The following is a 21174-nucleotide window of genomic DNA, read 5'->3' on the forward strand; positions in this document are numbered from 1 at the left end:
GCCAGGTCTCCATGCCCAAGCCGCAAAAATCCGCTTCCGACAGCTTGCTGCTCCAGGCCGACGTGCTGGTGCTGGGCGGCGGTCCGTCGGCAGCTTGGGCAGCAGTCGCCGCGGCCGAGGCCGGCGCCAAGGTGGTGCTGGCCGACAAGGGCTATCTCGGCACCAGCGGCGCCACCGCGCCGTCCAACACCGGCACCTGGTGCGTGCCGCCGGGCGACAACAGGCATGCCGTGGTCGAGCGACGCTGGCAGCGCACCGGCGAACTCGCCGACCCGCGCTGGATGCTGCGCTGCGTTGACACCGCCTACCGCAACCTGCTCAGGCTCTCCGAATGGGGCTATCCCTTCCCGAGCGAGGATGACGGCCGGCTCTACATCGCCAATCTGCGCGGCCCGGACTACATGCGCTTCATGCGCCGCCGCGTGCTTTTGGCCGGCGTCACCGTCCTCGACCATCATCCCGCGCTCGAACTTTTGTCGGACGGCGATGCCATCGTCGGCGCCGCCGGTGTCGCCAGGCAGATCGGCCAGGATTGGCGCGTCGACGCCAACGCGGTGGTGCTGGCGACCGGTGGCTGCGCTTTCCGCGAGCGCATCCTCGGCGCGACCGGGCTGACCGGCGACGGCTATCTGATGGCGGCGGAGGCCGGCGCCAGCCTGTCGGGCATGGAGTTCACCGGCAAATACACGCTGGCGCCCTACGGCTCCTCGTTGAACAAGGGGCTGCCGTTCCGCTGGGCGTCGTTCCATCGCGAAGATGGCTCACCGATCGTCGGGCCGACCGGCGAGCCGTTGCGCAACGGCATCGGCGACCGCGAGGAGGAAGTGGCGCGCGCGCTGATCGACGGCCCGGTCTACGCGCGGCTCGATCAGGCCGAACCAGCGCTGCAGGGCTGGCTGCGCCAGGGCCAGCCGAATTGCTTCGTGCCCTATGACCGCGCCGGCATCGACCCTTTCAGCGAGCTGTTCCGCATCACCCTGCGCGCCGAAGGCACGGTGCGCGGCACGGGCGGCATAGACATCGTCTCCGACGATTGCGCCACCGGCGTACCCGGCCTCTATGTCGCCGGCGACGCGGCCAGCCGCGAGATCATGACCGGTGCGGTGTCGGGCGGCGGCGCCGTCAATTCGTCCTGGGCGCTGGCCAGCGGCTGGTGGGCGGGCAAGGGCGCTTCGACCCATGCCAAGCGCCGGACCGGCAAGGCATTCCGCACTGAGGTGCAGTCGCTTGGCCAGGCTGGATTACGTCCTGCATCATCGCCGCGCGTCGACATCTCGGCAGGCGAAGTCATCGAGGCGGTGCGCAGTGAGGTGACGCCGCTCGACAAGAATTTCTTCCGCACCGGCGAAGGCCTGGAGAAAAGCGGCGAGCGGTTGGAGAGTGTCTGGCGCGACGTGCGCGACCATCTGCAAGGCGACGGGCTGGATAGGGTCCGTACCCGAGAGGCAGCTTCGATCGCCGCCGCCGGGCGCTGGTCCGTGGCCGCAGCGCTGCACCGCACCGAGAGCCGCGGTATGCATCGCCGCACCGATTTGCCGGGCAAGAGCCCGGCCTTCGCGCACCGGCTGGTCATCACCGGTGTGGATGCGTTCCGCATCGCAGGCGCGCCTGAGCGGCTGGCGGAGCTGGCGTCATGATCGAGATCGTCTCGGCCACGCGCTGTGTCGAATGCGACATCTGCGTCAAGGTGTGCCCGGCCAACGTCTTCGACGCGACCGAGAGCGGCGTGCCAGTGATCGCCCGCCAGGAGGACTGCCAGACCTGCTTCCTGTGCGAAATCTACTGCCCGACCGACGCGCTCTATGTGGCCGAGTTCGCCGAAGGGCCGACCGGCATCACGGAAGCTCAGGCCGACGCCCGACAGCTGTTTGGCTCCTATGCCCGCGCGCTCGGCTGGAAGCGCGGCAAGGCCGGCGGCTCGGAATTCGACCCGACGCACCGCATCCGCGTGGCGCAGTGAACCGATCGGAGACAGATATGGACCGTATCGTCGTCAGCGACATCAGCAAGACCTTCCAGCTCAAGCCGGGGCAGTTCGTCACCGTCGATGGCGAGGCGACCGACCGCGTCATCGTGCTCGATGGCGTTGACCTCTCGATCCGCAAGGGCGAGTTCATCACGCTGGTCGGCCCCAGCGGCTCGGGCAAGTCGGTGCTGCTCGACATCATTGGCGGGCTGACGCAGGCGACCGGCGGCGACGTCAAGCTCGATGGCCGGCGCATCACCAGGCCCGACCCGAAGACCGGCTATGTCTTCCAGCAATATGCGCTGTTTCCCTGGCGCACGGCGCTCGCCAACATCGAATATGCGCTGGAAGTGCGCGGCGTGGCCAAGGCTGAGCGCACGGCGACGGCCCGCCATCTGTTGTCGCTGTTCGGCCTTGCCGGCTTCGAGGACCGTTTTCCCAACCAGCTGTCCGGCGGCATGCAGCAGCGTGTGGCGATCGCGCGTGCGCTGGCCAGCAACCCGGAAGTGTTGCTGATGGATGAGCCGTTCGCGGCGCTCGACCAGCAGACGCGCGAGCTTCTGCAAGGCGAGCTGCTGCGGATCTGGGGCAAGATCAACACGACTGTCATTTTCGTCACCCACTCGATCGACGAGGCGATCTTCCTCGCCGACCGGGTGGTGGTGATGACGGCGCGGCCGGGCGCGGTGAAGGAGATCATCGATATCGACCTGCCACGGCCGCGCGACGGCGACATCCGCGCCAGCGCCGAATTCAATCTATATCGCGCTCGCGTCTGGGACGTGCTGCGCGACGAGGTCAACAAGGCGCAGAAGGACTGGACTCTGTCGCCAGCCTTCAGTCACTGAGGAACTGGACCCATGGCCTATCTGACCGAGAAGTTTGGCTCCGCTGGAGCGCTCCACCTGTTTGCCGGCGCTGGCGAAACGGTCGCCGCCGCCAGGGTCCCCGCCATCAAGGCCAACGCCAAGATCCGGAGCAAGAAAGCGAGCCGCGGCACATTCCTCTATGGCTTGCCGCTGCTCGGCCTGTTCTTCCTGCTGTGGGAGATCGCGCCCCGGCTCGGCTGGCTGAACCGGATCTTCTTTCCGCCGCTGAGCGAGGTGCTGGTCGCCTGGTGGGCGCTGCTCGCCTCGGGCGTGCTGATCGAGCATATCGGCATAAGCCTGCAGCGCGCTGCGATCGGCTTCGCACTCGGCGTGGTGGTGGCCATCCCGCTCGGTCTGTTGATGGGGCGCTATTCGCTGTTCGAGAAGGTTTCCGACCTTTTGGTGCAGACGCTGCGCAACACCTCGCAATTCGCACTGCTGCCGGTGTTCATCCTGCTGCTCGGCATCGGCGAGGAATCGAAGGTGGCGATCACCTTCTACTCCTCGGTTTTCTTTCTCCTCGTCAACACGATCAGCGGCGTCAAGTCGGTCGATCCGCTGCTCATCAAGGCGGCGCGCTCGATGGGCACGTCCGACTTCGACCTGTTCCGGAAAGTCATCCTGCCGGCCAGCATTCCCTCGATCGTCGCCGGCGCTCGGCTGGCGGTGAAATCCTCGCTGTTCGCGGTCATCGGCGCCGAGATGCTGGCGGCCAAATCCGGCCTCGGTTTCCTCATCCAGAATTCGCAGCTGATGATGGAAACGGCCGACATGTATGCCGGCATCCTGACGCTGACCGTCATCGGCCTGACCGTCAATTACCTGCTCGTCTGGTTCGAGCGCTGGGCAACAGCCTGGAAGGGCCAGTCCGAGACCTCGCTCATTTAAGCGGCCCCATTCATTCCAAACAGGAAGGATTTTCCCATGCCCAACATTCCATTCGACGCAATTCGCCGGCTGCTGCTGAAGGGCGCCATTGCCGTCGTCATCGGCCTTGGCGGCATGCCTGCCTTCGCACAGGACAAGCCTGACATCATCCGCATCGGCAGCACGGCGCCGGGGCACCTCAAATTCATCCTCGCCCAGAAGGACGGCTGGTGGGACAAGGAATTCGCCAAGGACGGCATCAAGGTCGAACTGGTGACCTTCAACGGCGGCTCGGAAGCCACGACGGCATTGGCGACCGGCGCCATCGAGTTCACCTATACCGGCAACAATCCGGCGCTGCGCGTTGCTGCGTCCGGCGCCGACGTCAAGCTGATCGGCCTGTCGAGCTATGTGAAGGCCGGCGGTTCCTACATCGTCGTCAAAACCGACTCGCCGTTGAAGACGCTGCAGGATCTCAGGGGCAAGAAGGTCGCCTATCTCACCGGAACGGTGCGGCATTCGAACTTCAGCAAGGCACTGAACAGCGTCGGCCTGACCACCAATGACGTCGAAGGTCTGAACCTGCCTTTCGAGGCATCCGGCCCGGCGCTGCTGCGCGGCGATATCGACGCCATTGTCGAGACGGATTCGACGGCGGCCAAGCTGGTCGACACCGGCGAGGCGCGGGTGCTGTTCGACACCAGCACCCATCCGGAATGGAACGTGCCGAACGTCATCTCGGTCAACGGCGCCTTCGCGGCGAAATATCCCGATCTGGTCAAGCGGCTGCTGAAGGTCGACATCGAGATTTCGCGTTGGGCCGACGCTCATCCGGACGAGACGATCAAGACGTTTGTGGAGGCGACCAAGTCGTCGGAGAAATCCGTCCGCAAGACCTATGCCGACGGGGTGTTCCACCAGGATCCGAAACTCACCGACGACGCGATCGCCGCCTTGCAGGGCGAGGAGAAATTCATGGCCAGCGCCGGGCTCCTGAAGGGCTCGATCGATTACGGAAAATGGGTCGACAAGAGCTTTGTCGATGGCGCCGCGGCTGAAGTCGCTGCCGTCCAATAGACTGGAAGCATCGAGCGGGGCGGGCGCTTTACCGCGCTGCCCCGTTCGTCTGGTCCGTCAAATCTCTGGGATGTTCTCCTTGAAGATCACCTGCAGCCTTGGCTGGTGCAGTTCATAGGGCAATCCCCGGACCGCATGGGTCAAAGTGTTGAGCGCTTCGCGGGCTTCGACGCGCGGGTTCTGGTCGATGACCGCGTCGAGCGTGCCGTCGAGCAGAAGGTCCTTGGTGCCGTCCGTCACCTCGTGGCCGAGGAAGACCATGGACTGGGCGCGGCCGTGCTCCTTGAGCGCGCGGGCGATGCCGGTGTTGCCGGCGCCGACATTGTAGATCGCGGCAAGGTCGGGGTGCCGTTCCAGCAGGGCCGATGCCTCCGAATAGGCCTTCTCGCGGTCGTCGAGCATTTCGCGCATCTCGACGATCTGCAGGTTGGGTGATTCCTCGGTCAGGACGTGGCGGAACCCCATCTCGCGTTCTTCGTGGCCGCGATAGGACAGCGAGCCGGCGAACAGCGCCACCTTGCCCGGATGCCCCGATCCCATGAAGCGGTTGAGCAGATAGCCGGCCAGCCGCCCGGCGGCGCGGTTGTCGATGCCGATATAGGCGACCCTGGGCACATGCAGGATGTCGGAGGCGATGGTCACCACCTTGATATCGTTGGCCGACAGGGATCGGATCGCTTCGCGCACCGTCGGATGGTCGAGCGCTATAACGCCGACGCCTTGCGTCTGTCCGCGCAGGTCCTGCAGCAGGCGGGCGAGCCGGTCAGGATTGAAGCCCTCGATGGTGGCGATATGGACATCGAGGTCGGGCCGCGCCAGAGCCTGTGCCTCGATGTGCCGGTGCAGCATCTTGATGAAGGAATTGGTGCCGGCCGGCAGCGCGAAGTCGAGCCGGATGACCTCGCCAGGCGAGGGCCGTGGCGGCGCGCCGTTCGGGCCTTCGGCGATGTAGCCGAGGCGCTGCGCCATTTCGAGCACGATTTCGCGCGTGCGCGCCCGCACGCCGGGTCGGTTGTTGAGCACGCGGTCGACGGTGGCGGCCGAGACGCCGGCTTCCCGGGCTATGTCAGTCAGGGTGGAACGCACCGTCTTTCATCTCCTGCATGCGTCAGATCGGCTGGTGACGGCTTCCCCGCCATCGGCGATTCTGATGGGAAATGATGTATCCGCCCTTAGCCCATGCGCAAGCCGCCGCGCTAAATCAAATGGTCCGGCAGGGCTGCGCAGGGCCGGGAAGGGTCGTGTGCCCTCAAATTGAAGCACCCGGCATGATGCATGGATCCCGTTTTTGTGCATTTCCTTGCCCTATTGCGATGTTGTGAGGTGTTTTGATTATTTATGATGTTGACAGCCTTGCCATGCTGCCGTCAATATCCCTCATAAGGGCCGTGGAGGAAACGTGGCCCTGAGGGAGGAGTTTCAATGTCTGACTTGATCCGCATCTCGCGGCGCCGGCTGCTGGCATCCGGAGGAAAGGCGGCTGTGATCATGGCCGCCGCTGGTATCGCACCCCAATTCATTCGTCCCGGCCGCGCCTATGCGGCCGACGCGCTGGCGCCAGGCATGATCGGCGGCCCGACGGGCTTCGATGGAGCCGAGCGCTACCAGTATGGCGCCGACACGCCGGAAGGCCGCGCCATCGAGGCGGCCAAGGCGCTGAAGGGCGCCGGCAAGGCGCCCGCCAAGATCGTGCTCGGCCTGTCCGACGGCTCGATCGGCCAGCTCACGCAGCCGTTCCCGGCCGGTGCGCCGTCGATCAAGGAGCTGTGGGAAAAGGAAACCGGCATCGCGATCGAAATCGTCGGTTTGCCGAACGGCCAGGAATTCACCAAGACGATGCAGGACATCTCCACCAAGGGTGGGACCTACGACATCTATTCGACCGAATGGAACCGCCTCGGCGACCTCGCCGAAACCGGCGGCATCGCCAAGCTCGATGACTTTGTCGCGCAGCACAAGCCCGAATGGGACGATCCCGTCAGCGGCTATGTCAACGGCGCCAAGGGCGTGTCGCTGCTCAACAAATACCGCGGCTCCAACTATGGCGTATCGCTGGACGGCGACTTCCAGACCTGGGTCTACCGCACCGACCTGTTCGGCGACGAAGCCGAGAAGAAGGCCTTCAAGGACAAATACGGCTACGATCTGGCGCCGCCGAAGACCTGGAAGCAGCATGGCGACATCGCCGCCTTCTTCCAGCGTCCGGACAAGGGCCTGTTCGGCTCGACCGACCTGCGCAACCAGGGCTGGGGCTACACCAACTGGTACCAGCGCTATGTCTCGATGGCTTCGCCCAACCAATTCCTGTTTGGCGATGACGGCAAGCCGATGATCAATTCCGAGCAAGGCATCGCCGCCACCAACGAATATGTCGCTTCGCTCGCGCATCACTCGCCGGATGCGATCTCCTGGGGCTGGCCGGAGCAATACGGCAACTTCGCCAAGGGTGGTGCGGCGATGACCTGCGCCTTCTCCAACCTGCCGAAATTCCTCGACAATGCCGGCAACAAGGACTCAGCCGTCACCGGCAAGATCGGCTCGATGCTGCCGCCAGGCCGCGAGATCGACTCCAAGCTGATCAGCCGCTCCGTGCTGTGGTTCTCGCTGACCGGCATGGTTTCGTCGCAGTCGAAGAACCAGGAGGTTGCCTATCTCCTGCTGCAATGGCTGGGCTCGGCCCGTATTTACGCCTGGATGAGTGCCAATCCCGGCGGTTATCTGGACCCGTTCCGGCTTTCGGACTTCTCCGATCCGCTGGTGCGCCAGACCTATCATGCCTACCACATGGACGTCGTGCGCGAGACGGTGGCGCGCACCGTGCCGACCATCAACTATCCCGGCGCGACAGCCTTCCACAATGCGCTCGACGAGAACCTCATGGCGGCGCTGACCAAGGCCAAGACATCGGAGCAGGCGATGGCCGATACGGAGGCGGAGTGGAAGAAGATCGTGCGGCGCACCGGCGAGGACAAACTGCTCGAAGCCATCAAGACCAACAAGGAGGCCTGGCCGACAGTTCTCGACCCGATCGTCTGATCCATCTCCCTGGATCACATCGAAGGAGGGGAGGAGCCTGCTTTTCCCCTCCGCCCACAACGCCACCAGCAAAGCCGCCAGATGAAGCGTTCCGTTCCTTTCCTGATATTCCGCTATGCCGCGATCTTCGCGGCCATGGCGGTGACGCTGGTGCCGATCCTGTGGATGGTATCGATGGCGTTCAAGCCGATCGCCGAATGGTCGGCGACCGGCGCCGACCTGACCTGGTGGCCGAAGAACCCGACGCTCAGCAATTTTCGTTTCGTCTTCGGCGAGTCGACCAACAATTTGATCGTCGCGCTCGACCGTACCGCGCTGAAGCCGATCCTCGCATCGCTGCTGTCGGCGGTTTTCGGCACGGTGATCGCCATGTCGGCGGGCACTGCGGCGGCTTATGGGCTCTCGCGTTTCGGCTCCGGCCAGAACCTGCCGCTGGCGCTGATCCAACTCAGGATCTTTCCGCCGATGGCGGTCATGATCCCGGTGATGATCATGTGGGCTTTCCTCAACTTCACCGATAGCTGGTGGGGCCTGGCGCTGATCTACGGCATCGTCACCTTGCCGTTCGCCTTCTGGCTGATGAAGACCTTCTTCGACGACATGCCGCGTGAGATCGAGGAGGCGGCGCTTGTCGAAGGCTGTTCGCGGCTGCGCGTCTTCACGCGCATCACGCTGCCGATGATGCGCGCGCCGCTGGCCAGTGCCGCGCTCTTCGTCTTCATCCTCAACTGGTCGGACTATCTGATCGCGCTGCTTCTGACGACGCGCGAATGGGTGACCATCCCGGTCTACATGGCCTCTCTTTCTTCCTCGATGACCGGGCAGCTCTATGGCGCCAAGGCAGCGCTTGGGCTGATCGCGGCCGTGCCGCCGGTCATCATGGGCATCGCCATCCAACGCCATCTGGTGCGCGGGTTGACATTCGGGGCGCTCAAGCAATGAGCGCGGTGACTGTCATGACTTCCAAGGATGAGGTGAAAGCCGTCGGAGCAAAGCCGGTTTCGCGCGATGAGGGCGCAAGGCTGGGTTTCCGGCTGACATTGCCTGCGCAGATCCTGGTGCTGTTCATCTCGGCCTTCCCGCTGTTGATGCAGCTCTACATCAGCGTCACCGACTGGTCGCCCCTGTCGGGCACCGGCTGGTGGAACGCCTGGTCGATGTGGAACAGCTTTGCCAACTACACCGATCTCGCCGCCGACGCGCGCTTCTGGAGCGCGCTGAAGCGTACGGCCATCGTCATGATCGTCTGCGTGCCGGCGGAATTCCTGCTTGGGCTGGCGCTGGCGACACTGTTTGCCGACGATTTCCCGGGCAAGCGCGTCTTCTATTCGATCCTGCTGATGCCGATGATGGTGGTGCCTGCCGTGGCCGGCTACATGTTCTTCATGCTGTTCCAGTCCGGCGGCCCGGTGAACGACATCTTGTCGGCGCTCACCGGATCTCCGGTCACCATCGCCTGGCTGTCGGATCCGACACTGGCGCTGATCGCGGTGATGGTCGCCGACATCTGGCAATGGACGCCGCTGATGTTCCTCATCCTGCTTGCCGGCCTGGTCGGCGTGCCGGAGGACCAGATCAAGGCGGCGACGCTGCTCGGCGCCAATCCGTGGCAGCGCTTCGTCACCATCGTGCTGCCGAAGATGAAGACGATCATCATCATCGCGTTGGCGATCCGGGTGATCGAGAACTTCAAGATCTTCGACACGCTCTACATCATGACCGGCGGCGGTCCAGGCGTCGCTACCGAAACCATCTCGGTCTACATCTACAAGCTCACCACGCAGGACCTGATCTGGGGCTATGTGGCGGCGATCGCGCTGGCCATTTTGGTCGTGCTGTCGATCGTCGCGGTGTTTGCCATGAAGCGCATGGCGCGGGCACGCGAGGTTCCGGCATGAGCGCCATCCACCTGCAAAACCTGGTCAAGAAATTCGGCGACTTCACCGCGCTGAAGACCATGGACCTGGCAATATCAGATGGCGAGTTCATGGCGCTGCTCGGCCCGTCGGGCTGCGGCAAGTCGACGACGATGAACATGATCGCCGGCATGGAAGAACCGACCGGCGGCAAGATCCTGTTTGGCGACCGCGACATGGCCGGCGTGCCGATGGGCCGGCGTGGCGTCGGCTTCGTGTTCCAGAACTACGCCATCTTCACGCATATGACGGTGCGCCAGAACCTTGCCTATGGACCAAAAATGCGAGGTGCCGCGAAAGCCGAGATCGACCGTCGCGTCGGCGCCATCGCCGAGATGCTGCAGCTTTCGCCGCTGCTCGACCGCAAGGCCGACAAGCTGTCGGTCAACATATTGCAACGGGTGGCGATCGGCCGCTCGGCGATCATGGAGCCGGCGATCTTCCTGCTCGACGAGCCGCTGTCCAATGTCGACGCCGCTTTCCGGGCCGTCATGCGCACCGAACTGAAGCAGCTGCAGCGGCAGTTCCGCCAGACCATGGTCTATGTCACCCACGACCAGCTCGAGGCGATGACCATGGCCGACCGCATCGCGGTCATGGATCATGGGGTTTTGCAGCAGGTCGGCACGCCGCTCGAGGTCTACAACGATCCAGCCAATGTCTTCGTCGCCCGCTTTATCGGTGCGCCGGGCATGAATCTGCTCAAGGGCAGGCCGGCGGAGAGCGACCGCGGACTGGTCGTCGATCTCGGACCGTTGGGCGTCACGCCGCCGCTGGCGGGCGAACTCGCAGCGGCCATGCGTGGTGCACGCGGCGAGGTGCTTTACGGATTCCGGCCTGAACAGGCGACGTTGGTGCAGAATGGGCAGGGCCTCGCAATGCCGGTGACCTTTGTCGAACGGATCGGTGCGCGCACCATCGTTCATCTCGGCCAGGGCGAGGCGGCTGTGAAAACGGTGTTCGACAATGATGTCGGGCTGGCTATCGGCGATACCGCTGTCGTCGCTCCCACTACGTCGTCAGTGCGCGTTTTCGACGCCGCTACCGGCCTTGCGATGAAGGCAGGTTGAGATGGCCGATATCGTCTTCCGTAATGTGACCAAACGCTACGGCAATACACTCGCCGTCGACGACGCCTCGTTCACCGTCAACGACAATGAGTTCTTCTGCTTCTTCGGTCCGCCGCTGTCGGGCAAGTCGACCATCCTGCGCCTGGTGCTCGGGTTGGAGACACCTGACACCGGGGAAATCCTGATCGGAGGCAGGCCGGTCAACGCGATGTCGCCGGCCGAGCGCAACGTGGCGATGGTGTTCCAGAACCTGGCGCTGTTTCCGCATATGAGCGCGCTCGAAAATGTCCGCTTTCCCCTGGTCGAACGCCGGGTCGCCGAGGCCGAGATCAAGCGGCGGGTCACCGACGTCGCGGCGAAGCTACATATCGGCCATATCCTGCACAAGCCGCCGGGACAGCTTTCGGGCGGGGAGCGGCAGCGCGTGGCGATCGCCCGGGCTCTGGTGCGCGATCCCAATGCCTATCTGATGGACGATCCGATCTCGGCGCTCGACGCCAGGCTGCGCGAAGAAACGCGCGTCGAGCTGAAGCGCATCCAGCGCGAACTCGGCAAGACGCTGATCTACGTCACGCATGACCAGGAAGAAGCGATGTCGGTCGCCGATCGCATCGCCATCCTAGAGGACGGCAAGATCAGGCAGATCGGTACGCCGGCAGAGATTTACGACCGCCCGGCCAGCACCTATGTAGCAAGGCTACTTGGCTCGCCGATGATGAACATCCTCAGATCGGCGCGTGGCGAGGGCGGTGTCGAAGCGGCTGAAGGCACGATCCGCATCGACGACAAGACAGCGCCCGCCGACGCCGTGGAGATCGGGCTGAGGCCGGAGGACATCAAGGTCAGACCGTGGGCGGACGGGGGCCCGGGCCGCCCGGCGCGAGTGTTCGAGGTCGAGCCGCTTGGCGGCTACACCGTGGTGACGCTCGCTGCCGGGCAGGCGCGGCTGAAGGCGTTGCTGCGCGGCCAGCCCGACATCCGGCCGGATGCCATGGTGGCGATATCCTGCGAGCCGGCCAGAGTGCATTATTTCGAACAGAGCGGCGGGGCGTTGGCACGATGACGGCCGCCGCAAGGAAAGAGTTTCGGGAGGAAGAGATGGCAAGCAAAGGCTTCGAGCCGGACGTGAAGGTCCGCACGAAGGAATACAAGATCGGCTGTGTCGGCGCAGGCATGATCATGGCCGAGTGCCATCTCGCCGCCTACAAGGAAGCCGGGTTCCCGGTGGTGGCAATCGCCTCGCGCACCAGGGCCAGCGCCGATAAGGTGGCGACGCGCTGGGGCATTCCGACCGTCCACGACACACCGGAAAAACTGATCGAGGACGAAAATGTCGAGATCATCGACCTTGCTTTCCCGCCCGACCTGCAGCCGGCGCTGATCCGTCACGCGCTGAGGCAGAAGCATATCAAGGCGATCCTGGCGCAGAAGCCGCTGGCGCTGTCAGTCGAGGAAGCGGTCAAGCTGCGCGATGAGGCGGCCAAGGCCGGCAAGATCCTCTCGATCAATCAGAACATGCGCTACGACCAATCGATGCGCGTCTTGAAGCAGATCATCGACAGCGGCGCGCTGGGCGACATCGTCTTCGCGCAGATCGACATGCACGCCATCCCGCATTGGCAGAGCTTCCTCGAGGACTATGACCGGCTGACGCTCGCCAATATGAGCGTGCATCATCTCGACGTGCTGCGCTTCCTGTTCGGCGACCCCTCTGAGATCACCACCCTGACACGCAAGGATCCGCGCACGACATTCGACCATTCCGACGGGATCACCGTGTCGACGCTGCGCTTCCCGTCCGGCGTGCTTGCCGTGTCGCTGGAGGATGTCTGGTCGGGTCCGCGCCAGGATGGCTACAAGGACGACCAGCACATCAACTGGCGCGTCGACGGCAGCAAGGGGGTCGCGAAGGGCACCATCGGCTGGCCGACGGGCGCTGCCTCGACGCTGACTTACGCCTCGACCGAGACGACCCGTGGCGAATGGGTCAGCCCGAGCTGGGACACGATGTGGTTCCCGCATGCCTTCATCGGCGTGATGGAGCAGCTCCAGCACGCGGTGAAGACCGGCGCGCCGCCGGCGCTGTCGGTCGCCGACAACGTCAAGACCATGGCGCTGGTCGAGGCGGGCTACCGCTCGATCGACGAGGGCCGCACGGTCAAGCTTTCCGAAATCGCTACCTGATCACCGCAGCTGAAACACCAGACAACTGAATCGCTTACAGGGAGGAATTCACACCATGATGCAGGCAGGTATTTTCACGGGCTATTTCCCGTACGGCCTCGAAGAGACGGCGAAGAAAATCCGCGGGCTCGATTTCAACACGGTGCAACTCGACCTCCACTTCAAGGATGTCGACCTGTCGGCCGGGCAGATCACCAAGGACAAGGCCAAGAAGGTGCGCGACGTCTTCCGCGATCATCACCTGCCGGTGTGCTGCATTTCCGGCTACACAAATATCATCCACCCGGACAAGGCCGAGCGCGACAAGCGCGTCGGCTACCTCAAAGAGATCATCCGCAACGCCCGCCATTTCGGCAGCCCGTATGTGATCTCGGAAACCGGCACCTACAACACCGAATCCGACTGGGTGCATCACCCCAAGAACAAGACCGAGGAAGGGTTCGAGGAATGCCGCAAGGTGGTCGCCGACCTTGCCCAGACGGCCTATGACCACGGCGCGGTCTTCCTGCTCGAAACCTATGTCAACAACGTCGTCGGCTCGGTCGAGGAGACGGTCAAGATGTTCGCGCAGGTCGATCACCCCGGCCTCGGTCTGCTGATGGACCCGACCAATTATTTCGAGACGCATAACATCGACAGGATGGACCAGATCCTGAACCAGGTGTTCGACACGCTGACCGACAAGATCAGAATAGCTCACGCCAAGGACGTCAAGCGTTCGGGCGGCGACAAGTCCGAGAAGCACGCCGATATCGGCGACGAGGACGCGCTGGAGAGCCATACATTCCGTGGCGTCGGTGAGATCGAGTTGCCGGCACCGGGCCTCGGTTCGCTGAACTACGACCTCTATCTCCAGCGGCTGGCGGAAAAGCATCCGAACATCCCGGTGATCATCGAGCATCTCTCGGAAGACGACGTGCCGAGGGCCAAGAAATTCCTCGACGGGAAGTTCCGCGCCAACGGTCTGTGACGGCCTTCTCGCGCCGCTGGTTCGCGGCGGCGCGGTTCGGTTCCAAAGTAAGGGAGGAGAAAAAATGTTGAAATTCGCATTGAAACTGGCGGCTGCCGTAACGCTGCTCGCCGGCGTCTCGTTGAGCGCGCCGGCAATGGCGCAGGATGGCCAGAAGACGTTCTACTTGCTGTCGCATGGCGGTCCGTCGGATGCGTTCTGGCTGGACTGGAATGCCGGCGCGACCAAAGCCTGCGACCAGCTCAAGGTGACCTGCAAGATCTCATTCAGCGGCGGCGACATGGCGGCGCAGAAGGAGGCCTTCAATTCCGCGCTTGCGGCCAAGCCCGACGGCATCGCCACCACGTCGGCCCAGCCGGGCTTGTGGACGGAAGAGGTGAAGGCGGCCAAGGCAGCCGGCATCCCGATCGTGTTCTTCAACACAGACGATCCGGCGACCGGACGGCAGGCCTATGTCGGCGCCGATCTCAAGGAGGCGGGGGTCATCTGGGCCAAGTATCTTGTCGACCACAAGATGGTGAAGCAGGGCGACAAGGTGTTCCTGCCGGTGGAAGTGCCCGGCGCCAGCTATCAGCAGCTGGAGACCGAAGGCATCGCCAGCGTCTTCGATCCGTTGGGGATCAAATATGATGTGGTCGATTGCGGCACCGACCCGGCCGGCATCATTGCCAAGATGACCGACTACATGGTGGCCAACAATCCGCCGGCGATCATCGCGCTTGGCGATTCCGTCGCGGCCAGCGTCAAGCGGGTGTTCGACGGCGCCGGCGTGCCGGCCGGCAAGATCCCGGTCGTCGGCTGGGGCAATTCCAAGGAAACCGCGGAAGCCGTCAAATCCGGTTTCGTCAATGCGGCCGCCTGGCAGTTCCCGTCTGCGCAGGGCTTCATGCCGGTGGCGCTGCTCGGGCTCGCCGCTTCGGGTGAGCCGATCGGCTACGACATCCATACGTTCAGCCTCTACGACGCCTCGAGCGTCGAACCGATCCTGAAACTCTACGACACGAAGTGAAAACGGTGCCCGCGGCGTAAGCTGCGGGCGTCTCTTCAAAGCATGGTTCAAGCAGTCATGATGATCGCCGCAGAAGACGAAATGCCTGTCGGGAAACGCAGATCGAGCCTTATGCGCTCGCCGCAATTCTCCTCGCTCGTCATCCTCATTGTCCTGCTCGCGGTGTTCGCCGTTGCCGATGCCAATTTCCTGTCGCCGCTCAACATCTCCAACATGATGGCGTTCCTGCCCGAGCTCGGCATCATCGCGCTCGGCATGACGCTGCTGTTGACGGCGGGCGAGTTCGACCTGTCGGTCGGCGCCGTGTTCGGGCTGGCGCCGGTCATCGTCATGCTCCTGGTGCAGAACGGCGGCGTGGATATAGGTGTCGCCCTTCTGGCCGGGCTTCTGCTGTGCATCGCCATCGGCGCCATCAACGGGCTGATCGTCACCAAGATCGGCATTTCGTCCTTCCTGGTCACGCTGTCGATGCTGCTCGTGGTGCGTGGGGCAGCGCTCTACATCACGCAGGGCTTTCCGCTGAAATCCTGGGACCAGCCGGGTTTTTTCGTGACGCTGCTGGCCGGCAGCTTCAATGTCGGCTCGTTCCGGTTCTACACCTCGCTGTGGTGGTTCATCGGTCTCTCGCTGCTGGCAATCTACGTGCTGCGCTATGCCAAGCTCGGCAACTGGATCAGCGCCATCGGCTCGAACCGCAACGCGGCGGTGGCGCGTGGCGTGCCGGCGGACGCCGTCAAGGTGTGGCTGTTCATCCTGACTTCGGTTCTGGCGGGGCTGGCCGGCATGATCAGCGCCTTCCGCATTTCGGCCGCTTCACCGGTGGCCGGCACCGGCTACGAGCTCGAAGTGATCGCCATGGTGGTGGTCGGCGGCACGGCGCTGACCGGCGGACGCGGCACGATCCTCGGCACCATCGTCGGTGCGCTGATGCTGCGCGCGATCCGCAACGGCATTGTGCTGATCGGCGTGCCGGGCCTCGCCTACAACATCTTCGTCGGCCTGATCATCCTCGCCATGCTCATCCTGCACGCTTTGCTGCAGAAGAACGCCGCAAGGGGCTGACGATGGAAGTTCTCCGGCTGCAGAATCTGCAAAAATCCTTCGGCAGCGTCCGCGCACTGAAGAATGCGTCCTTTGCCCTCAAGGAAGGCGAGGTGGTGGCCCTGCTCGGCGACAACGGCGCCGGCAAATCGACGCTGATCAAGGCGATTTCCGGTGTGTTTCCGATCGACCGTGGCGACATCTATGTGCGCGGTGAAAAGGTTTCGATCCGTTCGACACGCGACGCGATGGACCTCGGCATCGAGACCATCCACCAGGATACGTCTCTTGCGCCGGATCTCAGCATCGCGCGCAATCTTTTCCTTGGGCGCGAGCCGGTCAAGCTGAAATGGCTGGGCGTGTTCGCGCCGCTCGATTTCGCCAAATTGCGAGACGCGGCGTCGGCGCTGTTGAAGCGCGTCGGCATCTCGAAAAAACTCGACGCCGATGCGCTGGTCTCGACGCTATCGGGCGGCGAGCGGCAGTCGATCGCGATTTCTCGCGCCATGCAGTTCGCCGCCAAGGTCATCATCCTCGACGAACCGACCAACAATCTCGGTGTCGAGGAAACCCATGGCGTGCTGCGCTTCGTCAAGGAGGTGCGTGACGCCGGTCATTCCGTGCTCTTGATCACCCACAACATCCATCACGTGTTCCAGGTCGCCGACCGCATCATCGTCATGCGCCGCGGCGAGATCGTCGCCGAGCAGACGGTTGCCGATACCGATCTTCTGACCGTGGAAAGCATCATCACCGGCGCCGATATGTCGGCCCTGCTGAAAGAGACGAGAGCGAAGTGAAGAAGTTGGCCGTCACATGGTAGAACTCTACGGCAAGACGCTTTCGCGCCGGCAGGTGTCGGAACGTTCGGGCATGCTGTCGCAATTTGCCGGCGTGCGGCTGATGACGCTTGGCGACGGCGTGGAACGCGGCATCCGCATGCTCGAGTTCCGCACCGGCTCGGGCCTGCGTTTCACGGCGCTGGTCGACCGGGCGCTCGACATCGCCGATTGCGACTTCAAGGGCCAGGCGATCGGCTGGCATTCGCCGAGCGGCTTTCGCAACCCCGGTCTGCACGATTATGAGGGGGAAGGGGGGCTCGCCTGGGCGCGTTCGTTTTCAGGGCTGCTTGTCACCTGCGGCCTCGACCACATATTGGGCCGGGAAGAAGTGCCGGCCGATAGCTACAACTACCCGGGCAGGAAGACCGTGATCCATTCGCTGCATGGCCGCGTCGGCACCATTCCGGCGCGGCTGACCGGTTATGGCGAGACCTGGGACGGCGACCGCTGCGTGCTGTGGGCCGAAGGCACCGTGCAGCAATCGGCAGTGTTCGGCGAGGATCTGCATCTGATCCGGCGTATCGAGGCCGATGTCGGCGGCAACGAGATCCGGCTGTCGGATCGCGTCGTCAACCACGGTTTCAACCGCACGCCGCACATGTATTTTTACCACGTCAATGTCAGCCATCCCTTGCTCGACGAGGGTTCGCGCTATCTGGCGCCGATCCGCGACGTCGTCTGGGCCGGCCATGCCGGCGAGCGCTACCAGGCGCAGAAGGTGGGTTACCGCACGATGCCGGCGCCGCAATCGGGTTTCAGCGAGCAGGTCTGGCAGCACGAGATGGCGGCGGACGCCAATGGCGAGGTGCCGGTGGCAGTGGTCAACGATCAGCTCGGGCTCGGCTTCGAAGTGGTGACGCGCAAGGATCAGCTGCCTTGCGCATATCAATGGCAGAATTTTCAGGCGGGGCAGTATGCGCTGGGCATAGAGCCCTCGACACACCATGTGCTGGGCAATCTCGCGGCGCGCGAGCGGGGCGAGATGATCTGGCTGGAGCATAGTGAAAGCCGTTCTTACGACGCGGTGTTCCGGGTGCTCGACGGCGCCGGCGCGATCGCCGAGGCCGAAGCGAAGATCGCGTCGATCGCAAGGCAGCCGCAACAGGATTATCCTGCGCCGTCGGGAAATTTTCCGGGATTGGCGGACAGGGCATGAGGCGAAACGAACGCTCCGGCTGGCGGGCCGGAAATCGGAGGTCGATGTGACGGAGAAAAAGCGCGACTACAGCCTGGTCGGGGAAAGCACGCGCATCGCGATCGAGACCGGGCTGGCCTCGGCCGAGTGGTATCACACCGATGTGCCGCGCAAGGCGATGAAAGAGCTGATGCAGCGCTCGGACGGCCCGGCGATCCGCGACACGATCATCTGGATCGTTGCCATATTGGGTTCCGCCGCCGGGATCGCCTGGTTCTGGGGCACGTGGTGGGTGGTGCCGTTTCTGCTCGTCTATGGCGTGCTCTACGGCTCGTCCAGCGACTCGCGCTGGCACGAGTGCGGCCACGGCACCGCCTTCCGCACACGCTGGATGAACGATGCCGTCTACCAGATCGCCAGCTTCATGCTGATGCGCAATCCGGTGACCTGGCGCTGGAGCCATGCCCGCCACCACACCGACACGATCATCGTCGGCCGCGACGCCGAGATCGCGGTGATGCGTCCGCCGGACCTGCTGCGCGCCGCACTCGCCTTCACCGGTGTTCTCGATTTCCGCTATTCGCTGCCGACGCTGGTGCGCAATGCGTTCGGCAGCATCTCGCCGGACGAGAAAAGCTTTATTCCCGAGATGGAGCTTCACAAGGTGGTCACAGCCGCGCGCTGGCATGTCGCCATCTATGTCGGGGCGATCGGGCTGGCGCTTTATCTGTGGTCGTTCCTGCCGCTGGTGCTGATCGGCCTGCCGCGCCTCTACGGCAGCTGGCACATGGTGCTGACCGGCCTGCTGCAGCATATCGGGCTGGCCGACAATGTCACCGACCACCGGCTGAACACGCGCACCGTCTACATGAACCCGATCAGCCGCTTCATCTATTGGAACATGAACTATCATGTCGAACATCACATGTTCCCGATGGTGCCCTATCACGCGCTGCCGAGGCTGCACGAATTGATCAAGCACGATCTGCCCGAGCCGAACCCTTCGATGTGGCATGCCTATCGCGAGGTCTGGCCGGTGCTGCTGAAGCAGCTTCAGTACGAGGATTATTTCCTCAAACGTGAATTGCCGCCGACGGCGCGGCCGTATCGGGACGAATTCCATGCACTGACCGTTCCGGCTGCGGCGGAATAGGGGAGAAGCAGATGGCCGACTGGGTTGAAGCGTGTGGCGTTGACGATGTCGAGGAAGAGGATGTCATCCGCTTCGATCATGGCGGCCGTACCTTCGCCATCTATCGCAGTCCCGATGACGAGTACTTCGCAACCGACGGGTACTGCACGCATGAGAAGGCGCATCTGGCCGATGGGCTGGTGATGGACGACATCATCGAATGCCCCAAGCACAATGGCCGCTTCAACTACAAGACGGGCGTGGCTCGAGGCGCACCGGTATGCGTCAATCTCGCCACCTATCCAGTGAAGGTCGAGGCTGGCAAAGTGATGATCCAGATCGGCTGACCTGCCGCCGAATGCAACTGAGGGAACCCTTTTGATGAGCCGAAAAAGACCGACGGTGGCGGATTTGCGCGCCATGAAGGGCAAGCGACAGCTGACCATGCTGCGTGTGCTGACGATGGACGAGGCCGAGGCCGCGGAGCGCGCAGGGGTCGACATCGTCTCGGTGCCGCCCGAATTGGTGCTCAACCCTGAGTACCGCGACGCGGCGCCTAGCCTGTTCACCATGCCGGGCGACAATTTCTACGAGATCGGCACGGCGGACGATTTCGTGCGCTGGGCCTTCCGGCTCTACAAGGCCGGCGCCGACGCGGTCTATTGCAGCGCCGGCTATGCCACGATCAAGCGGATGGCCGATGACAATATCCCGGTGATCGGCCATGTCGGGCTGATCCCGTCACGGGCGACCTGGACTGGCGGCTTCAAGGCGGTCGGCAAGACCGCCGACACCGCCATGGAGGTCTTCGCGGCGGTGAAGCAGCTGGAGGCCGCAGGCGCCATCGGCGCCGAGATCGAGGTGGTGCCGGTCGAGGTGGCCAAGGCGATCTCGGAGCGGACGTCGCTGATCATGCTGTCGATGGGAGCGGGTACCGGTTGCGATGCGCAATATCTGTTCGCCGACGACATTCTCGGCCAGAACCGTGGCCACATGCCCCGTCATTCCAAGGTGTATCGCAATTTCGCCGCCGAATATGATCGTTTGCAGGCCGAGCGTATCGCCGCGTTTTCGGAATATGTTGCCGACGTGAACAGTCTCGCCTACCCCGAAGACAGGCATGTGGTGCATATGGATCCGGCTGAACTCAGCCTGTTCATGAAGAGGGTCGACGGGGCGTGAAATCTCAAGGCAATGATGCGACGGACGAGGCCGCGCCGGTTCATATTCTCACGCTTTCCTGCGAGGATCGGCCGGGGATCGTCGCCGCCGTCACGGCGGAGCTTGCCGCGAACGGCGCCAACATCGCCGAAAGCAGCCAGTTCTGGGACCGGCAGACCAATCGCTTTTTCATGCGGATCGCCTTCATCAGCCCGTTAGGCTCGACCGGGGACAGTCTGGAGCGGGCCCTGGAATCAAGCGTCGATCGCTTCGGCATGAAGACCGCGCTGGTCGATCAGGGACGCCGCCCGAAGATCATCGTCATGGTCTCCAAGTTCGACCACGCGCTTCTCCATCTGCTGTACCAGATCAGGGTCGGCTGGCTGAACGCGGAGGTTGCAGCCGTCGTCTCCAACCACGAGGATGCCCGCCGCTTCGCCGAGCTGGAGGGCATTCCCTACCACCATTGGCCGACCACCAAGGAGAACAAGGCCGAACAGGAACAGAAGCTGCTGGACCTGGTGCAGCGGACAGGGGCCGAACTGGTCATCCTGGCGCGCTACATGCAGGTCTTTTCAAAAGGTCTGTCGGACCGGCTGTTCGGACGGGCGATCAACATCCACCATTCGTTCCTGCCGAGCTTCAAGGGCGCCAAGCCGTACCACCAGGCTTTCGACCGCGGCGTCAAGCTGATCGGTGCGACGGCGCATTACGTCACCTCCGACCTCGACGAGGGCCCGATCATCGATCAGGAGACCGAACGCGTCACCCATGCGATGAGCGCCGAGGATTTCGTCGCCGTCGGGCGCGACATAGAAAGCCGGGTACTGGCGCGCGCCGTCAAGCTGCATCTCGAAGCCCGCGTTATGCTTAACGGCCACAAGACCGTCGCCTTCTGA

Annotated in this window: 21 protein-coding genes; 20 read left to right on the forward strand and 1 reads right to left on the reverse strand. The window is 63.6% G+C overall.

Going from position 1 to position 21174, the window contains the following annotated elements; translation table 11 throughout:
* The first annotated feature begins 11 nt into the window (after positions 1-11).
* The 5 genes from EN955_RS16955 to EN955_RS16975 are packed head-to-tail and all read left to right on the forward strand — an operon-like array spanning position 12 to position 4779.
* Positions 12-1637 (forward strand): FAD-binding protein, encoded by a 1626-nt coding sequence (locus tag EN955_RS16955; protein WP_024501571.1) that lies wholly within the window; start codon positions 12-14, stop codon positions 1635-1637.
* Complete coding sequence (locus tag EN955_RS16960) at positions 1634-1960, forward strand: ferredoxin family protein (protein WP_013530816.1); 327 nt, start codon at positions 1634-1636, stop codon at positions 1958-1960. Before EN955_RS16955 ends, EN955_RS16960 begins: the two co-directional genes overlap by 4 nt.
* A 17-nt stretch (positions 1961-1977) precedes the next feature.
* On the forward strand, positions 1978-2814 hold the full coding sequence (locus tag EN955_RS16965) for an ABC transporter ATP-binding protein (protein WP_024501570.1): 837 nt from the start codon (positions 1978-1980) through the stop codon (positions 2812-2814).
* Between the two features lie 12 nt (positions 2815-2826).
* On the forward strand, positions 2827-3723 hold the full coding sequence (locus tag EN955_RS16970) for an ABC transporter permease (protein WP_024501569.1): 897 nt from the start codon (positions 2827-2829) through the stop codon (positions 3721-3723).
* Between the two features lie 36 nt (positions 3724-3759).
* On the forward strand, positions 3760-4779 hold the full coding sequence (locus tag EN955_RS16975; RefSeq protein ID WP_024501568.1) for an aliphatic sulfonate ABC transporter substrate-binding protein: 1020 nt from the start codon (positions 3760-3762) through the stop codon (positions 4777-4779).
* A 57-nt stretch (positions 4780-4836) separates the two neighbouring features.
* On the opposite strand, the gene EN955_RS16980 is transcribed toward EN955_RS16975, so the two are convergent.
* A complete protein-coding gene (locus EN955_RS16980; protein ID WP_024501567.1) occupies positions 4837-5865 on the reverse strand; it encodes a LacI family DNA-binding transcriptional regulator in 1029 nt (342 codons plus the stop codon).
* Positions 5866-6201: 336 nt separating this feature from the next.
* Between EN955_RS16980 and EN955_RS16985 the strand changes: the two genes are divergently transcribed.
* From EN955_RS16985 to purU, 15 genes are all read left to right on the forward strand, one after another.
* The gene (locus EN955_RS16985; RefSeq protein WP_024501566.1) at positions 6202-7815 is read left to right on the forward strand and encodes an extracellular solute-binding protein; all 1614 of its coding nucleotides are present in this window, start codon (positions 6202-6204) and stop codon (positions 7813-7815) included.
* Between the two features lie 81 nt (positions 7816-7896).
* A complete protein-coding gene (locus EN955_RS16990) occupies positions 7897-8757 on the forward strand; it encodes a carbohydrate ABC transporter permease (RefSeq protein WP_024501565.1) in 861 nt (286 codons plus the stop codon).
* On the forward strand, positions 8754-9713 hold the full coding sequence (locus tag EN955_RS16995; protein ID WP_013530822.1) for a sugar ABC transporter permease: 960 nt from the start codon (positions 8754-8756) through the stop codon (positions 9711-9713). The genes EN955_RS16990 and EN955_RS16995 overlap by 4 nt, the downstream gene beginning before the upstream one ends.
* The gene (locus EN955_RS17000) at positions 9710-10801 is read left to right on the forward strand and encodes an ABC transporter ATP-binding protein (RefSeq protein WP_013530823.1); all 1092 of its coding nucleotides are present in this window, start codon (positions 9710-9712) and stop codon (positions 10799-10801) included. Before EN955_RS16995 ends, EN955_RS17000 begins: the two co-directional genes overlap by 4 nt.
* Before the next feature lies 1 nt (position 10802).
* Positions 10803-11864, forward strand: a complete 1062-nt coding sequence (locus tag EN955_RS17005; RefSeq protein ID WP_024501564.1) for an ABC transporter ATP-binding protein — start codon at positions 10803-10805, stop codon at positions 11862-11864.
* Positions 11865-11899: 35 nt separating this feature from the next.
* Positions 11900-12985 (forward strand): Gfo/Idh/MocA family oxidoreductase, encoded by a 1086-nt coding sequence (locus EN955_RS17010; protein WP_024501563.1) that lies wholly within the window; start codon positions 11900-11902, stop codon positions 12983-12985.
* A gap of 55 nt (positions 12986-13040) precedes the next feature.
* Positions 13041-13955, forward strand: coding sequence for a sugar phosphate isomerase/epimerase (locus EN955_RS17015; RefSeq protein WP_013530826.1), 915 nt, complete (start codon positions 13041-13043; stop codon positions 13953-13955).
* Positions 13956-14019: 64 nt separating this feature from the next.
* Positions 14020-14964, forward strand: a complete 945-nt coding sequence (locus EN955_RS17020) for a substrate-binding domain-containing protein (RefSeq protein WP_024501562.1) — start codon at positions 14020-14022, stop codon at positions 14962-14964.
* Positions 14965-15045: 81 nt separating this feature from the next.
* Positions 15046-16026 (forward strand): ABC transporter permease, encoded by a 981-nt coding sequence (locus tag EN955_RS17025; RefSeq protein WP_032898639.1) that lies wholly within the window; start codon positions 15046-15048, stop codon positions 16024-16026.
* A complete protein-coding gene (locus EN955_RS17030) occupies positions 16023-16805 on the forward strand; it encodes an ATP-binding cassette domain-containing protein (protein WP_024501560.1) in 783 nt (260 codons plus the stop codon). Before EN955_RS17025 ends, EN955_RS17030 begins: the two co-directional genes overlap by 4 nt.
* A 16-nt stretch (positions 16806-16821) precedes the next feature.
* Positions 16822-18003, forward strand: coding sequence for an aldose 1-epimerase family protein (locus EN955_RS17035; RefSeq protein ID WP_024501559.1), 1182 nt, complete (start codon positions 16822-16824; stop codon positions 18001-18003).
* A gap of 46 nt (positions 18004-18049) precedes the next feature.
* Positions 18050-19135 (forward strand): fatty acid desaturase family protein, encoded by a 1086-nt coding sequence (locus EN955_RS17040; protein WP_024501558.1) that lies wholly within the window; start codon positions 18050-18052, stop codon positions 19133-19135.
* Between the two features lie 11 nt (positions 19136-19146).
* Entirely contained in the window at positions 19147-19461 is a 315-nt protein-coding gene (locus tag EN955_RS17045; protein WP_013530832.1) for a MocE family 2Fe-2S type ferredoxin, read from the forward strand.
* A gap of 34 nt (positions 19462-19495) precedes the next feature.
* Positions 19496-20296, forward strand: coding sequence for a 3-methyl-2-oxobutanoate hydroxymethyltransferase (locus tag EN955_RS17050; RefSeq protein WP_024501557.1), 801 nt, complete (start codon positions 19496-19498; stop codon positions 20294-20296).
* A complete protein-coding gene (gene purU / locus EN955_RS17055; protein ID WP_024501556.1) occupies positions 20293-21174 on the forward strand; it encodes a formyltetrahydrofolate deformylase in 882 nt (293 codons plus the stop codon). The genes EN955_RS17050 and purU overlap by 4 nt, the downstream gene beginning before the upstream one ends.

The organism is Mesorhizobium sp. M7A.F.Ca.CA.001.04.2.1 (assembly GCF_003998485.1).
GTDB classification, from domain to species: Bacteria; Pseudomonadota; Alphaproteobacteria; order Rhizobiales; family Rhizobiaceae; genus Mesorhizobium; species Mesorhizobium ciceri.